The following is a 14,019-nucleotide window of genomic DNA, read 5'->3' on the forward strand; positions in this document are numbered from 1 at the left end:
CTCCTGGTGATGAGAGGGGCCCCGCGCGTTGGACGCGCGGGGCCCCGATGGATCACGGTCAGGATGCGTTGATGGCGACGTCGTCGAGTACGAAGCTCGTTTGCAGTGCCGAGTCCTCGGTGCCGCTGAACGATAGCGTCACGGTCTGGCCGGCGTAGGACGACACGTCGAAGGTCTTGTTCACGTATCCGCTGGCGGCGTTGGCGTTGCTGTACGTCGCGAGGGTGGTGCTGCCGATCTTGACGGTCAGTTTGTCGTAGACGGTGCTGCCGGATTCGGCGGTGTCGATGTGGAGCCAGAAGCTGAGCGAGGCCTTGCATCCGGAGGGGATGGTGACGGACTGGGTGGCGCTGTCGGTGTGGGTGGTGCCGTATCCGTCGAGCCAGGCGAAGTAGCTGCCGGAGTGGGCGGTCTCACCGCTGCCGGTGGAGGACACGACGCCGGAGGTCGTCGTCCAGGGCGTGGTGCCGGACTCGAAGCCACCGTTGGTGACCTTGTTGCCTGAGGAGGAGCAGCCGCCGCCGACCGGGTTCACCGTCCACGTGAACGACGTGGTGCCGGTCAGGTTGGAGGTGTTCTTCGCCGTCACGGTCACCGAGGAGGTCCCGGCGGTGGTGGGCGTGCCGGAGATCAGGCCGGTCGAGGAGCTGATCGACAGCCCGGCGGGCAGGCCCGTCGCGCTGTAGGTCAGCGTCTGACCGTTCGGGTCACTGGCCTGGATCTGCAGGCTCGCCGCCGTGCCGACCGTGCTGGTCTGGTTGCCGGGGTTGGTCACCGTCGGGGCGCCGGGCTGGCCGGGGCAGGTGCCGGGGACCGGGTCGCTGCCGGTGACGCTGACCGCCGCCCAGGCGGCGTTCACGGTGTTGTACTCGGTGCAGTGCGTGCCGTACAGGTCCGCCGCGGCCTTCAGCGAGTCGGTGCGGGCTTGAGCGTAGTTCTCGCTGCTGTTGGCGTACGACGCGAGCGCCTTGTACCAGATCTTGCCGGCCTTGTCGTTGCCGATGCCCGTGACGGTCGAGCTGTTGCACGTCGGGCTGTTGCCGTACCCGTGGTCGCCGCTGCCTACCGCCAGCAGGAAGAACCAGTGGGTCAGTGGGCCGAGCGAGTAGTGCGGGTCCAGCGAGCCGTTGCTGCTCGAGTAGCAGTTCGGCGAGTTGCCGTCGAGCGAGGGGTTGTACATGTAGCGCAGCGGCTTGTTGTCGCCGTTGATGTTGATCAGCTCGCCCATGGTGTAGTCGGGCGTGTCCTTGGCGTTGTTCGCGTAGAACTCCACCATGGTGCCGAAGATGTCGCTGGTGCCCTCGTTCATGCCACCGGTCTCGCCGCTCTCGTCCCAACCGGTGAGAGCGCCGCTGACGCCGTGGCTCATCTCGTGGCCGGCGACGTCGATCTCGACAAGCGGACGGTTGTTGCCGGAGCCGTCGCCGTACGTCATCTGGGAGCCGTCCCAGAAGGCGTTGACGTAGGCGTTCCCGTAGTGCGTACGGGACGGCACACCCGCGCCGTTGCCGAAGATGCCGTTACGGCCCTGGACGTTCTTGTAGTAGTCGAACGTCTCCGCCGCGCCGTAGTGCGCGTCGACGCCGGCCGAGGCCGCGTCGCTGTTCGTGCCGTTGCCGAACGTCCCGGTGGAGTTGCTGAAGGTCGTCCCGGTGCCGCTCGTCGCGTGGTTCAGGTTGGTGGTGTACCCGTTGCCGTGCGAGGGGTCCTTCATCGACCACGTGCTGCCGGACTGGGTGAGGTCGATCGACACGGTGCCGCTGTAGATCGAGTTCCCGGTGCCGGCGGTGAGGGCCGAGACTCCGCCGTTCGGCGCGGCCTTCGCGCGGGCTTCGGCGGCGCGCTGCTGGGCAGGCGACAGCAGGGTGTCGATCTCATCCCGCTTGGTGACGACCTTGCCCTTGACCGCGTCCACCAGCACGTGCAGCACGCTCGGCGTACGGTCGGCGCGCACGCCGCGTACGACGGTCTCCCAGACCAGCTGGGAAGACCGGCCGGTGGCCCACACGGCGAGGTGCGGCGTGCCGACCTTGGAGACCGTGCCCGCCAGCTGCCCGCGGGACGTACTCGCGGCGGTGGCGGCGGCGACGCGGGGCGTCGTCGACACGGCCGCGGCCGGGGTGGCGGTGTTCAGCCCGCGGTAGGCCCCGCCGGGTTTGAGGTGGACGATGAGGTCGCCGCCGTAGACCGGCAGGCCGTGGAACGTCCGGTCGAAGCGGACGTCGGCGGCGCCGTTCTTGGCGACCACGACCGTGCGCGGCGTGAAGGCGTCACCCGACTTCACGTGGGCGGTGCCCTTGTGCGCGGCGAGGGCCTGGCGGGCTTCGGCGACGACCTGCTTGCGGGTGGAGGGGGACGGGTTCACGGTGAAGTCGTTCTTCGTGAACGCCGAGTGCCCGGCAGGCTGCGGTTTGGCAGGGGACTTGGCGGGAACCTGGGACGGGGCGGCGCCGGCGACGGGCGCCGACAACAGTCCGCCCGCGACGGCGAGGACGGCCGTGGCCGACACCGTCGCGATGCGTCGTTTGGACATTGGCGGAGAATCCTTTCGCCAAAGGGGGTGGGCCCGCGCCATCGCGGGCAGGCGGAAGGGACAGGGGCTGGGTCTCCCGGGTCGGGAGACCGTGGACAGGGGCTGGGCCCTCCGGGGTCGGAGGACCGTGGATCGGCCTCCCGGGTCCGGGGGACCTTGGGCAGAGTGTCCGTATCCGAACGAACGCTGAAAAGCCCCTCAACGGAGGGATAGGGAAATCCCTACGCCGTCCGGTCCTCCGGACGCGGCACGGCGATGATTCGGGTCAGTCCGACTCGGGAGCGCACCCCCAACTTGCGGTACGACCTGGTCAGCGCGGCCTCGACCGTCTTGATGCTCACGAACAGCCGGGCCGCGATCTCCCGGTTCGTCGCACCCTCGGCGACCAGCGTCGCGACCCGGCGCTCCATGCCGGACAGCGCCCGCATCGGATCGCCGTCCCCGATCGCGGGCGGAGAGCCCAGGTCGAGCCGGTCCAGCTCCGAGGTGACCGCGGCGATCCACGGCGCGGCCTTGGCGCGCAGCAGCACCCGCCGTGCGCCGTGCAACGCCTCCCGCGCGGCGGCCGCGTTCCCGGCGCGCAGGTACAGGCGGCCGAGCTCCAGCCGGGCCCGGCCCTCCTCGATGGGATAGGGCAGCGCGGCGAGGGCGGTGACGGCCCGTTCCATGCAGTGGAGCGCCACCTCGACGTCACCCCGCGCCGCCGTGACGACGGCGGCGGCCCGGTCCAGGGTGGCCAGGACGCTCCGCCGGCCGAGCCGTACGGCGTCCCGCCTGGTCTCCTCGATCAGCTCCTCGGCCTCCGCGATCGCCCCGGTCGCGGTCAGGGCCTCGGCGAGGTCGGCGTGCCAGCGCCGCAGGGCGGGCTCGGCCAGGCCCTGCGCGGTCTCCAGCCTGCGCACCCGGCGGAGGGCGTCGACCGCTCCGGCCGCGTCGCCGCGTAGCAGCCGGATGTGCCCGAGTGCGTGCAGCGTCGTTGGTAGGAACAGCAGGTCGCCGTCGTCCTCGCTGTGCCCGACACCGCGTTCGGCGGCGGCCAGGCCGCGATCGAGCGAGCCGCCCGCCGCCTCCGCGAACGCCACCGCGCACCAGGCGGGTCCCTGGCTCAGCTCGCTGTCCTCGGCCAGCCGCAGGCATTGGTAGGCCAGGTCCAGGGCGCGGTCGCAGCGGCCACGCGCCATCTCGACCTGCGCCGACCCGTACAGGCACATGAACAGGCTCTCCACCGCGCCGCGCTGGCGCACCGCGTACGTCAGCGAGCGCAGTTCGCCGCGTGCCTCCTCCAGCCGGTCGTGCAGCAGATGATGCCGGTACCGCAGGTAGACGGGGCCGTTGTGGCCGAGCCTGATCGCCGGATCCTGGGGTCCGGCCAGCGCCCGCGCCATGGTCCGCTCCGCCTCCGGCGACCCGATGTGGAACTCCAAGAGGGCCTGGCTGGTCAGGGCCAGCAGCTCGGTGTTGCGGTCGCCGGCGTCCGCCGCCAGGCGCGCGGCCGTCGCCGCCTCCTGGCGGGCGCGCGGCGCCGAGCCCTTGACGAGCCAGGCCCGCCAGGCCAGGCGGTAGTGCAGCGGGGCGAGCAGCGCCGGGTCGTCGCGCGCGTCGGCGAGCGCGCGCGGGAACACGTCGTCGAGCTCGGCGAGGGCCTGCCCGCAGGAGTCCAGCAGCACGATCCACGCCCGCACCCGCTCGGCCGGCAGGGCCGCCTCCGCCAGGACGTCCTCCGCGATGCCCCGCGCCATCGCGAACTCCCCGGCGGCGAGGGCGTCCTCGGCGGCGGTGAGCCGCAGCTCCGGTTCGGCCTCCGGCTTGGTGGTGCGCTCGGCGGACAGCAGGCCGAGCTGCGCGGCGGCGGCGCGGGCCCCACGCCGGCGGGCGGCGGTGGCGGCCTCGCTCAGCGTCTCGGCGACCTGCGCGTCCCGTCCCGGGGCGACCGCCGCGAGATGACGGGCGCGCTCGACCGGATCGGTGACCGCGTCGGCGAGCGCGGCGTGGGCGGCGAGCCGGTCCCGCTCCGGTGACTCCGCGTACAGCACCGCCGACAGCAGCGGGTGCGTGAACCGGACCACCTCGCCGGGCGCGACGATGCCGGCGTGCCGCGCCTCGGCGACGTCCGCGGCGGCTTCGGGGCGGCCCGCGGCGCGCAGCAGGTCCAGTGTCGGCCGGGCCGCCGCGCAGGCGATGAGCAGCGTGTGCCGCGCGCCGGAGGACAGGGCGAACAGACGTCCCAGCATGAGCGTGCGCAGCCCGTCGGGCACCGGCAGCGGCGCCGCCGGGTCCAGCGGCTCGCCGTGGTCGGCCAGGGCGCGGCCCAGCTCAAGGGCGAAGAACGGGTTGCCGTCGCTGGCCCGGTGCACCTTTGCCAGAACGGCGCGCGGCAGCGCGAGGCCGCCGAGCAGCCCGCCGACCTCCGCGACGGTCATCGGGGGTACGGGCAGCGTCAGCGCGGGCGGCGGGCACAGCTCCAGCGGGTCCTGCGGGTCGCCGGGGCCCGTGCGCAGGCCCGCGAGCGCCCGCAGCGGGAGCCCGCCGGCCCGCCGGGCGATGAACGCCAGCAGCTCCGCGCTCGGCGCGTCCAGCCACTGCGCGTCGTCGACGACGAGGAGCACCGGCCCGGCGGAGCAGAGGTTACGGAAGGCCGCGAGCACGGCGACGCGCAGGCCGAGGACGTCGCGCTCGCCGACCGGGTCGTCGCCGCGGAGCAGGGCCGACTCCAGCACGGCGCGCTGGTGCTTCGGCAGCGACTCGAGGAGGTCGTCGCCGATCTCGGCCAGCAGGTCGATCAGGCCGAGGAACGGCAGGTGCCGTTCGGTCTCCGACAGCGAGCAGCGCAGCACCCGATGGTCGGTGAACTCGGCGGCGAGCGTGGTCAGCAGGGTCGACTTGCCGATCCCGGTCGGACCGGTCAGGACGAGGCTGCCCCCGGCGGTGAGGTGGTCGCGGGCGCGGGCGAGGAGGGGTTTCCGGTCCACGAGGGCAGGCGGCCACGGTCCCCTGACCGGCGGCCGTGCCGTCGCCGGCGGGGCGGCCGTTCCCTTGGCTGATCCGAACGGATCGGTCATCCGCTGGCCTCCGGGCGCCGCTCCCAGCGTGAGAGCCCCGAGCGGGCAAGCTAACAATCGGTCATACCGCCGTCAACACCCCCAGTTCGGTCTTTCGGGGATGGGGGGCTGCTACAGGTTTCAGGTTCGGGCGGGTGTGGGCCGGTGAGGCTGGCCGGTGGGGCGAGCGAAGAAAGTGAACTAGAACGTGTTGCAGTTTCGTGGATCGGCTCTTATGGTCGGGACTGTGCGGACACGGGTAACGGAACTCTTCGGCATCGAGTATCCGATCTTCGCTTTCAGCCACTGCCGCGACGTCGTCGCCGCGGTCAGTCGCGCCGGCGGCATGGGCGTCCTCGGCGCGCTCTACTTCACGCCCGAACAGCTGGAGACCGAGCTCAACTGGATCGACGACCACGTCGGCGGCAAGCCGTACGGAGTCGACGTCGTCATGCCCGCCAAGTACGAAGGCGCGGACCTCGGCGACGCCGGTGAGCTGCTCGGCAAGCTGCAGGCGATGATCCCCGAGGGTCATCGGAAGTTCGTCAACGACCTGCTGGAGCGGCACGGCGTCGACCCGCTCACCGAGGAGGGCGCCGGCCACTACCTCCTCGGCTGGACCGACGCCACCGCCCGTCCCCAGGTCGAGGTGGCGCTCAAGCACCCCATCGCCCTCCTGGCCAACGCGCTCGGCCCGCCCCCGGCGGACGTCGTCGAGCAGGCGCACCAGCACGGCGTGAAGGTCGCGGGCCTGGCCAGCAACGCCCGCCACGCCCGCAAGCAGGTCGAGGTCGGCGTCGACATCATCGTCGCCCAGGGCACCGAGGCCGGCGGCCACACCGGCGACGTCTCCACGATGGTCCTCATCCCCGAGGTCGTCGACGCGGTCGGCCCGGAGACCATCGTCCTCGCCGCGGGCGGCATCGGCCGCGGCCGTCAGCTCGCCGCCGGGCTCGCGCTCGGCGCCGAAGGCGCGTGGACCGGCTCGATCTGGCTCACCGTCGACGAGGCCGACACCCCCGAGGCCTCCCGCGACAGGCTCCTCGCCGCGACCTCCCGCGACACCGTGCGCTCCCGGTCCTGGACCGGCAAGCCCGCGCGGATGCTCAAGACCGCCTGGACCGACGCGTGGGAGTCCCCCGAGTCGCCCGGCACCCTGCCGATGCCCATGCAGTTCATGCTCATCTCCGACGCCCTCCGCCGGATCAACCGCTCCGGCGCGGGCGAGCTGACCACGTTCCCCGTCGGCCAGATCGTCGGCTCGATGAACCAGGTCAAGACCGCCTCCCAGGTCATCTACGACCTCATCGAGGAGTACGTCGAGACGATGGAACGCCTGAACACCCTCACCGAGTCCTGAGCGGAACCTCCGGCGCGCGAACGGGTCCGGCCGTCCGCGCGCCGGATCTCCGTGCGGCGCTGGGATTCTCGCGCGAGGCTCGGGCCGGCTCCTCGCGAGGGGCGGGATCCTCGTGCGGCGCTCAGGCCGGCTCGACGGCGTCGATCTCGGCGAGGGATCGGGATTGTTGTACGGGACTCAGGCCGGCTCGATCTCGGCGAGGGATCGGGATTGTCGTGCGGCGCTCAGGCCGGCTCGATCGCGTCGATCTCGGCGAGGATCGCCCGCTTGCGGTTCTCACCCAGGAAAGAGGCGCGGACGCCGTTGCGGGCCAGGCCGGCGAGCTCCTTGCGGCCGAGCCCCAGGTCCCGTGCCGCGACGCGGTACTCATCGGTCAGCGTCGTGCCGAACATCGGCGGGTCGTCGCTGTTCAGCGTCACGTACAGGCCCTCGGCGAGCATCCGGGGGAGCGGGTGGGCGGCGATGTCCGGCACCTGCTTGGTGCACACGTTCGAGGTCGGGCAGATCTCCAGCGGCAGTTGCGTCTCCCGCAGGTACGCGACGAGCTCCGGGTCGTTGAGACAGCTGATCCCGTGCCCGATCCGCTCCGCCTTCAGCTCCCGGATCGCCTCCCATATCGTCTCCGGCCCGGTCATCTCCCCGGCGTGCGGAACGCTGTGCAGCCCCGCCGCGACCGCGGCGCGGAACGCGTCGCGGATCGACTCCTCATGCGAGAGGCGGTCCTGCTCGATGCCTCCGATGCCGAAGCCGACCAGCTTCTCCGGCGGGTGGTTCAACGCGTGCTCGAGGGTGGCGCGGTCCGCGCCCTCCCCGAACTCACCGGGGATATCGAAGATGTATGCGACCTCGATCCGGTCCGCGACCTCCCGCGCCGCGATGTCCAAGGCCTCGGTCACCGCCGGCACCGGCATGCCGACCGATACGTGGGAGTACGGCGTGACGGTCAGCTCCACGTAGCGGACGTTCTGCGCCGCCAGGTCCCGGGCGACACCGGTGACCAGCGTCGCGACGTCCTCCGGTTCCCGTACGAGGCCGTTGACCGCGAAGTAGACCTCGGCGAAGTGCGGGAAGTCGCGGAACTCATAGAACTCCCGCAGGGCCGCCTCGTCGGTCGGCACCCGGTGCCCGGTGTGCCGCCGGGCCAGCTCGAGCACCGTGGGCACGGACGCGGAACCGACCAGATGAACGTGAAGTTCGACCTTGGGCAACGCGTTGATGAAGTCATCTGTGACGGTCATGGCCCGGAAGCTAACAGCGTCGGAACACCGCAAGCCAGAGATTTAGGTCGAAGCTGACACAGATCCGTCAGAATCCGCTGCCGAGGGTCACCAGCGGAGAAGCCAGGCGAGGACGCGGCCGACGACGACGTAGACACCGGCGGCGAACAACCAGTTCTCCGTCAGCTCCTTACGGGCGTCCGCGTTGCGGAACACGTCGTGGAACGGAGTCGCCAGCCAGGTGCCGACCCGCAGCACCACGTGGACGATGTTGTTGTGCGGGTTGGCCCCGCCCCACGTGAGCGCGATGCCGAAGAGCAGGACGAGCGTGATCGTCCACGCCACCAGCCACACGAACGCGCTGAGCCCGTCATGCCGCTGCAACCGCCGGACCCGCGTGGTGTTCCAGCGCCGGAGCCGGGTGTCGCTCACCGCCGGAGCGGTGGCCTCCGCCGCCTGCCGCCGCCGACGCCGCCATATCTGCGTGGCCATCTGTGATGCCTCCTCCAGAAGGCCCCCGAGAACCGTATTGACGAGGTTGTCCCTCGGAGAAAGGCCATTAAACGGTCACTTTATGTAATCGCCTGCGGTGGCCGATTTGACCTGCGGATGGATGCCGTCGTCGCCGTTTCAAAGTCGCGATGTCGGCCGCTTGCCATAGTGTCGGAGGATGTTGTTGATGCGTCCGGCGACCGATGGCGATGAGAAGCCGATTGTCGCGATGACGCAGGAGCGCGCGGACTGGTTGGAGACGCGCGGTCTGGACGGAGAGGGCTGGCGGAAGTTCGCGCCAGAGTACGGATGTCAGGCGGCCGATCCGAACTTCCCGATCTGGGTCCTGACTCGCGACGATCAGATCGTCGGCGCGACGTCTCTGTACGAGGAGTCCCCCTCATGGTTCTGGACGCCGGAGGAGTGCGCTGAACCGGCGTACTTCGTCGCCTCGACGGTCACTGACCCGGCATTCGCTGGCCAAGGCCTCGGTCACCTGATGCTCCGCTGGGCCTTGGACCACGCTGCCCGCACGGGCAAGCAGTGGGTACGGCGAGGGACATGGGAGCAGGGCTTGGTGCGCTACTACACCCAGGTTCAAGGCTGGCAGATCGTGCGTGAACGCGAACGAGGCGGTGTCACAGTGGTCGGGCTGACCCGGCACGCCGAACTGCAGCCCGACCACCGGATCGCTTGGTGATGTAGAGCGGCGCGACACCCCGCGCGCCTGCGGTGATCTCCACCTTGCCCGCACCGAGACAGACCTTGATGAAGTCGCCCGGCCAGTCCGTGAGTTCGGCTGGAACACCGCCCGGCACAGGTGTGCGGCGGTGAGCGGCACCGACTGCCCAAGCTGGCGGCAGCTCCGCCTAATGATCGGGGCCTTCCCAACGAAGGCAGGGAAGGCCCTGATCGTTTCTGGCGGCTGGGACGGTTCCCGATCCCTTGCTCTACGTCTGGAGACGGCGAGGCAGGGGACGCCATGATGGTGACCATGACAACCCCCGAGTCCAAAGACACCAGCGAGCGCGAGTCCGACAGCAAGAAGATCGACGACATAGCCGCGTACGTGCGCGACCAGCGCAAGGCGGACGAGTCCGCATGGAAATCTCTTGAAGGGTTGTCCGTCTACCTGGCGATCGCGGCTTTCTTCTTCGGAATCGGCACTTTCTCTGATTTGCGCAAACACCTTGTGAAGGATCCCGATCAGTTAGCTAAGGCCAACTACGTCAAGGAGATGGATCACTACTGCAAGGAGCACATCGATACGACATCGACTACACGCAAGGGCACCGTATATGCCACGATTGCCGCCGACGACCTGGACGTCCTGTCTGCGCGTGACCGGATGAGTCTGGCCTGGACCGCCGTCTGGGTACCAGGGGACATGACCCCTAAGGACATCGGTGCGGTCAGCTCGATCAGGTCCTACTACTTCGCCGCCAACAATCTCCTCCAAGCCGCAATTGGCCGGGCCAGAGCGCGCGATGGAGACGGCTACGCGCTCGATATCGGCCTGTACCGGCAGACCAACGCCGCATTTCTTAAGGAGGCCAGCGACTTCGGCTTTACTGTCTGCAATCACCTCTGGGGGGTCGACGACGTCCCGAAACTGAATCCATAGGGCGGCGATTCCACCGGCTCACGCGCGCGATGGGGTCTGTCACCACGTCTCGCCGTACGCGCGGACGAGTACTCCGGACCGGTGTGCGACGTGGCTCCCGGGGGCCACGGTGGGAGCCATCGGGGCGAACGATCTTGAAGCCGGTCGGACGAGTCCGGACGGCCGGAGCGATGTTCGCCCGACGTGCGGACTGATCCGAACAGCCTCGGAGATCGTTTGGGTACCGACGGATTAGAAGACCGCAGAGTGCGGTGGATGTTGCTGGGCTGATAGTCGCGAGCCTGGGACCCCACCGTCCAGCGGTTGCCTGATCGCCCGAAGGTGTTCATGGGCTCTGAGCGGTTGTCCGGCGGACTCGGTAGCCCCAACGCCTCAGCACGCGGACTACCGTCTCCGCGCCGCTTGGATTGGCGCTGTGGACGAAGATCATGCCGATGGTGAACGGATGGCCGCCGAAAGCTGCCTCTTCCAGTAGGGCCACGACCGGCATGATGCTGTCGTCGCCGCCCAAATCGTGGTCGAGCCAAAGTTCGTCGATCTCGTCGTCTCGATGCTCTTCAAGAAGCAGGATGCCCTCCTGACTGGTACGGGCTATCCGCGTGGCTCTCGGCAGTGCGCGCAGGTCGTCAATACCAAGGATGACCGGCATCCCTGCCCCTGAGCGCTCGTTCACACGGTCATCATCGCAGCCGCGAGCAAAGCCAGGTTCTGCCGACGACAACGAGCGGTCCGCGGCGCCGGATCAGGTGGCGATGAGGTGGAAGGCGGGGTCATCGATCCACGCTTGGAGGAAGTCGGCGTCAAAGACGCTGACGTATCTGAATTCGGTGCCGTCCATCATCTCGAAACGCAGTAGGCCCAGACGGCCTGGATGAGCTTTGGGTGAGACCTCAAGGACGCCGTCGGTGTCGATGACGGCTGCGTAGCGCCGAGCGAGTGCCAGCGCCAGGCGCGCAAGTGCACGTGCGGCGTCTGGGGTGGTGACCGCGGTAGAGACGTTGATCTCCATGCCGGGCGGAAAGCCAAGGGCGGTGTAATCATCGCCAGGCATGATGTCCGTCTCGCCGATCTCCGCAGTGACGGAGACCAGGGTGTCTCCCTCTTTGAGCTCGACGCGCAGCCTCTCGCCAACTGTGGACTCGTCCACTCGTCCCAGCGGGGTCATCGCCTCGACGAGTTCGTGCAGCCTACGCAGTGGCCTGGGGAGATAGAGGGTCAGCTCGAGGGTGCGGTCCGACATCGCCTTCCTTCTTCCAGCCGGCCGGTGCCGCGTCGGTGGTTCCGCAGATCAGCGAGACAAGGGCGGGCAGGGGAAAGAGTAGGAGGAACAGGTTAGGTAGCCACCAGGTGAGGGTGAAGTCGCCGCGCAAAGCCCAGAATGCGACCGCTTGGAGGCCGGCGGTGCTCGTCAGGGTGAGTGAGACGGTCATGAGGGACTGCCGGGCGCGGGTGCGGCACAGAGTCGCCAGGCCGGTGAGGCTCGCGGCCAGGTCGAGGAGTACGAACGAGGTGTTCCAGTCGCTCAGGATCGGGTTGGTGTAGTCCTTGTAGGCGAGTTCGACGGGGATCAGGCCCGCGAAGACGATCGCCCAGTACAGCAACAGGCCCACGTCGGTGAGCAGCATGGCGATCTTCGTGATGCCCAGGAGGCGGTTCATCCGTGGCTGGCTCCGCCGCCGAGGTTCATCACGATTACTCCCGCGACGACGATCGCCGCTCCGATGATGGTGACCGGACGGACCCGTTCGTCGAACAGCAGGACGCCGCCGACGAACGCGCCCACCGTGCCCAGCGCGGACCAGATCGCGTACACCGGGCCGACGTTCAGCCAGGTCAGCACCTTGGCCATGAGGACGAACGAGATGAGGTAGCCGACCACCACGATCACCGACGGCCCGAGGCGGGAGAATCCCTCGGAGGCGCGCAGCGACAGCGTCGCGGCGACCTCCGCGACGATCGCGATCCCAAGCAGCAGGAACGGCATCACGCGCCCTCCTCGATCATCGCCGTCAGCCGGGCCCGTACCTCTCGGTGGAGGTCGTCGGCGGGCGGTGCCAGGTTCAGCAGGCGCGCCATCCACCAGCCGTCGACGGCGAGGCGGACGAGGGTGGCCGTGGCCGGGTCGAGTCCGTCGTCGGCGATCCGGTGCTGCCAGGTCTCGTAGTACCGCCGCAGCGCGGCCAGCACCTCCGGTCCTCCGGACAGTCCGGCCAGCAGCGCCACCGACACCCGGTCGGCGTCGCTCTGTGCGGGGGCGTCGGTGTCGGGGATGCTGGCGTCCAGCCACGCACGGGTGAAGGCGCCGGGCGGCGACCCGGCCGGTGGCAGCTCGGCCTCGAACCGTTCCATCAGGCGTTCGAGCACCCCTTCGACCAACGCCTGCTTGGACCTGAAGTGATGCAGCAGGCCGCCCTTGCTCACTCCGGCCTCGGCCGCGACGGCGTCCAGCCGTACCGCATCCGTGCCGCCGGCTATGAGGATCCGCTCGACGGCGTCCAGAATCCGATCCCGCATCGTCCCTGCTCGCTCCCTGCCGACCGTCCAGACGGTCGGTAGCTTAGACGGGACGACCGGCCGCTGGCGAGCGGTACGACTATCTCCGTGATCGTTGGCCGCGGCCGCGCCCTGTCGTGCGGTGCCGGCTGGTGATCCCGCGGTCTACGGAGCCTGCTGGACGGGGACGTTCTTCAGCGTCGGGAAGACCGGGGACGTTCGCGGTCGCGGTGCGCCACCCGAGTGGGAGCTCCAGCCCGGTGCGCCGGTCATGCCGCGCCGATGTGATCGGGGTGTGCATGCCCCGCCTGCGCGGAGGCGAGAGTGGGATGGATGGCGAAGGCGCGGTCCAGGCCGGTGATGTGCAACAGCTTCCCCACGATGGGACAGGGCGCGACGAGGACGACGGTGACTCCCCGCGATTCCGCACGACGTTTCGTGCCGACGAGCATCGCCAGGCCGGAGGCATCGCAGAAGGACACCTCCGACAGGTCAATGATCAGTGGCGTCGTCGTGTCCTTTACGACGGCGAGAACCCGGTCGCGGACGGCCGCGGTGGTCGCGATGTCGAGGTCTCCGCGTATCGCGATGACGGTGTGGCCGGGCAACTGGCGGCTGACCAGCCTGACGCGTGCGGTGTTTTGATGCATCGGTGCATCTCCGATCTGACGTATGGCCGGATTCGACCGCGACGAGAGTGAATGACCAGACGGTATGGCTCCTGGTCGAGAGCGCGAGGTGCAGCGCTGATCGCGCCAAGGTCGGCGGGATGACGGCTAAAGGGCCGGATCGCGGGCGAGTCGATTCTCTTGACAGCGCGCGCCGCAGAACCGCTGAGGCCGCATCGCCGAGGCCGACCAGCCTGTGGTGATGTGAGGCGTCATGCGCGCCGACCTGTCTTGGCCCGTGCGAGGGGCCGAAGCTGTGAGGCACCGGGATGACGCCGACTCGACTGTCGACGTAGAACACTCCACGGCTACCACCGACCATACTCCACTGGCGCATGATCGGTGCGATCCCGCCGACCGACGTCCCATCGACTCGTTTCGGGGGACGCGGGCCAGGTCACAGCGTGGCCTTCGTGGGATATGGTCAGGGGGATCGAGGATTTTTCGCGTCAGTGGTCGAGCAAGCGAACCCCCGGTCGCTCACTACTTCGGCCGTCAGTCGTGGCCGGGACGGGGCGTGAAGTATGACGCCACAACGACCGGACAGCCACACGAGCCTGAGCGCGACGCCCGATCGGTACGGATCATGGTGCC

13 protein-coding genes are annotated in these 14,019 nt (G+C 69.4%); 3 read left to right on the forward strand and 10 right to left on the reverse strand.

The features are described from left to right. Positions 1–58 precede the first annotated feature (58 nt). Together ACYVF7_RS09370 and ACYVF7_RS09375 are read right to left on the reverse strand one after the other, a co-directional pair. On the reverse strand, positions 59–2,533 hold the full coding sequence (locus ACYVF7_RS09370; protein WP_460337841.1) for a M4 family metallopeptidase: 2,475 nt from the start codon (positions 2,531–2,533) through the stop codon (positions 59–61). Positions 2,534–2,754: 221 nt separating this feature from the next. After that, a complete protein-coding gene (locus ACYVF7_RS09375; RefSeq protein WP_460337844.1) occupies positions 2,755–5,502 on the reverse strand; it encodes a helix-turn-helix transcriptional regulator in 2,748 nt (915 codons plus the stop codon). A gap of 316 nt (positions 5,503–5,818) precedes the next feature. On the opposite strand from ACYVF7_RS09375, the gene ACYVF7_RS09380 reads away from it, so the two are divergent. Continuing rightward, the gene (locus ACYVF7_RS09380; RefSeq protein WP_460337847.1) at positions 5,819–6,931 is read left to right on the forward strand and encodes an NAD(P)H-dependent flavin oxidoreductase; all 1,113 of its coding nucleotides are present in this window, start codon (positions 5,819–5,821) and stop codon (positions 6,929–6,931) included. A 224-nt stretch (positions 6,932–7,155) separates the two neighbouring features. Here the strand turns inward: ACYVF7_RS09380 and add are convergent, their stop codons facing one another. Together add and ACYVF7_RS09390 are read right to left on the reverse strand one after the other, a co-directional pair. Next, complete coding sequence (gene add / locus ACYVF7_RS09385) at positions 7,156–8,169, reverse strand: adenosine deaminase (RefSeq protein WP_460337850.1); 1,014 nt, start codon at positions 8,167–8,169, stop codon at positions 7,156–7,158. An 87-nt stretch (positions 8,170–8,256) separates the two neighbouring features. Continuing rightward, on the reverse strand, positions 8,257–8,640 hold the full coding sequence (locus tag ACYVF7_RS09390) for a hypothetical protein (protein WP_460337853.1): 384 nt from the start codon (positions 8,638–8,640) through the stop codon (positions 8,257–8,259). Between the two features lie 187 nt (positions 8,641–8,827). On the opposite strand from ACYVF7_RS09390, the gene ACYVF7_RS09395 reads away from it, so the two are divergent. Next, positions 8,828–9,340 carry a GNAT family N-acetyltransferase gene (locus ACYVF7_RS09395; protein ID WP_460337856.1) on the forward strand — a complete coding sequence of 171 codons (513 nt, stop codon included), beginning with the start codon at positions 8,828–8,830 and terminating at the stop codon, positions 9,338–9,340. Positions 9,341–9,634: 294 nt separating this feature from the next. Next, positions 9,635–10,264 (forward strand): hypothetical protein, encoded by a 630-nt coding sequence (locus ACYVF7_RS09400; protein ID WP_460337859.1) that lies wholly within the window; start codon positions 9,635–9,637, stop codon positions 10,262–10,264. A gap of 325 nt (positions 10,265–10,589) precedes the next feature. Here the strand turns inward: ACYVF7_RS09400 and ACYVF7_RS09405 are convergent, their stop codons facing one another. The 6 genes from ACYVF7_RS09405 to ACYVF7_RS09430 form a co-directional block, all read right to left on the reverse strand. Next, complete coding sequence (locus tag ACYVF7_RS09405; RefSeq protein ID WP_460337861.1) at positions 10,590–10,913, reverse strand: cyclic-phosphate processing receiver domain-containing protein; 324 nt, start codon at positions 10,911–10,913, stop codon at positions 10,590–10,592. 93 nt (positions 10,914–11,006) lie between these two features. Further along, the gene (locus tag ACYVF7_RS09410; protein ID WP_460337864.1) at positions 11,007–11,504 is read right to left on the reverse strand and encodes a DUF6368 family protein; all 498 of its coding nucleotides are present in this window, start codon (positions 11,502–11,504) and stop codon (positions 11,007–11,009) included. Further along, on the reverse strand, positions 11,452–11,922 hold the full coding sequence (locus ACYVF7_RS09415) for a DUF5360 family protein (RefSeq protein WP_460337867.1): 471 nt from the start codon (positions 11,920–11,922) through the stop codon (positions 11,452–11,454). Before ACYVF7_RS09415 ends, ACYVF7_RS09410 begins: the two co-directional genes overlap by 53 nt. Continuing rightward, the gene (locus ACYVF7_RS09420; RefSeq protein ID WP_460337869.1) at positions 11,919–12,248 is read right to left on the reverse strand and encodes a DMT family transporter; all 330 of its coding nucleotides are present in this window, start codon (positions 12,246–12,248) and stop codon (positions 11,919–11,921) included. Before ACYVF7_RS09420 ends, ACYVF7_RS09415 begins: the two co-directional genes overlap by 4 nt. Beyond that, a complete protein-coding gene (locus ACYVF7_RS09425; protein ID WP_460337872.1) occupies positions 12,248–12,778 on the reverse strand; it encodes a TetR/AcrR family transcriptional regulator in 531 nt (176 codons plus the stop codon). The genes ACYVF7_RS09420 and ACYVF7_RS09425 overlap by 1 nt, the downstream gene beginning before the upstream one ends. Before the next feature lie 248 nt (positions 12,779–13,026). Then, on the reverse strand, positions 13,027–13,407 hold the full coding sequence (locus ACYVF7_RS09430) for an STAS domain-containing protein (RefSeq protein WP_460337875.1): 381 nt from the start codon (positions 13,405–13,407) through the stop codon (positions 13,027–13,029). Between the last annotated feature and the right edge of the window lie 612 nt (positions 13,408–14,019).

This window comes from Actinoallomurus acanthiterrae, assembly GCF_054775715.1.